Here is a 1,405-nt window from a genome sequence, read left to right on the forward strand (position 1 = left end):
CACTAGCGTCGCATTAAAATAATTCAAAGCCCTTTATAAATCTGAATTTTCTGCAATATTATTCATGCACAAAAAAATCCTTTATAATGGTTGGGTGGTAGTAAACCATCCAAATCCAAAATAAAGGACATACGCATGGATAAGTTTACACGAAAAACATCATTTGAACAATGGCTTTCACCGATTTCCTCCACAAAACTAGAGGAACTTGTGGAAGCCTATCAATTAAATTACTATACAAAGAAGCTGTACATTGCTTCATTCTTGAAATTACTCGTATTCGCACAACTCAACGAAACCGAAAGTCTACGTGCGGTTAGTGATACGTTATTCTCGGATGACCTACAAAAAGCAACCGAACTAGAATCAATTAGCTTTTCGCAACTGGGACGCCGGCTAAATCAAGTGCCGACAGAGGTGTTCCAGCAGGTGTTTCTAGATTTAGTCGCGCAAATTCATAAGAAAACGCATTTTGAAAAGCGACGGAAAATGACAACACCACTGAAAATCATCGACTCAAGTACGTTACCATTGAACCTGAACAATCATAAATGGGCTGAATTCCGCAAAACAAAATCAGGCATTAAGCTCCATTTACGTCTTGTTTACTTAGAAAAGGGCTGTTCATACCCGGATAAAGCGGTGTTAACGAATGCGATTGAACATGATCGAGGTCAGCTAGAAGTACTTGTTGACGACAAAGAGTGCATGTATGTTTTTGACCGTGGTTACTTGGATTACAAGCAATTTGACCGTATGACAGACGACGGGTATTTCTTTGTCTCACGCTTACGAAAAAACGCCGTTACACATCAAATCGAGAAATTTCACCTTCCAAAAAATTCAACTGTCTTATCAGATGAAATGATTTCTTTGGGCACAGCACAAAGTCGGGCTGGTAATGAGTTTCGACTACTGAAAGTGATGGATTCAAAAGGGAATGAGCTGCACCTCATCACGAATCGTTTCGACTTAAATGCGGATGAACTCGCTGAACTGTACAAATCACGCTGGGCAATCGAGCTGTTTTTCAAGTGGATGAAACAACACTTGAACATCAAAAAGTTCTACGGACAAAGCGAACAAGCTGTCCATAATCAAGTGTACATCGCGATGATTGTCTACTGTTTAAACGTACTGGCTCAGTTGGGTACAAACAGTTCACGGACGTACTTACAAATTAGTCGGTTGTTAAAAGCAGCACCGTGGAAATCCGCACACATTTGGATTCGAAAAATAGCAGGAAGAGCTGTCCCGTAAAGGTTTAACCGTCTCTGTCGCCCTCGCCAAAGGTTATAGTAAAAAAATGGATGATTACTACCTCTGTTCGCGTGTCTTCGTTTTTCTTCTCAAACGGAAAAATAATAAAACAGAAAATTCAGTCAATATTTATGCGACGTTAGTG

General features: G+C 39.9%; 1 protein-coding gene. It reads left to right on the forward strand.

Going from position 1 to position 1,405, the window contains the following annotated elements; genetic code table 11:
• The first annotated feature begins 135 nt into the window (after positions 1 to 135).
• Positions 136 to 1,260, forward strand: a complete 1,125-nt coding sequence (locus tag CD30_RS19055) for an IS4 family transposase (protein WP_036180785.1) — start codon at positions 136 to 138, stop codon at positions 1,258 to 1,260.
• The last annotated feature ends 145 nt before the right edge of the window (positions 1,261 to 1,405 follow it).

This window comes from Ureibacillus massiliensis 4400831 = CIP 108448 = CCUG 49529 (assembly GCF_000772965.1).
Classification (GTDB): domain Bacteria; phylum Bacillota; class Bacilli; order Bacillales_A; family Planococcaceae; genus Ureibacillus; species Ureibacillus massiliensis.

Excerpts from the sequence above, each read along its gene's own strand:
- CD30_RS19055 (WP_036180785.1), top strand. The coding sequence starts at position 136 with ATGGATAAGTTTACACGAAAAACATCATTTGAACAATGGCTTTCACCG.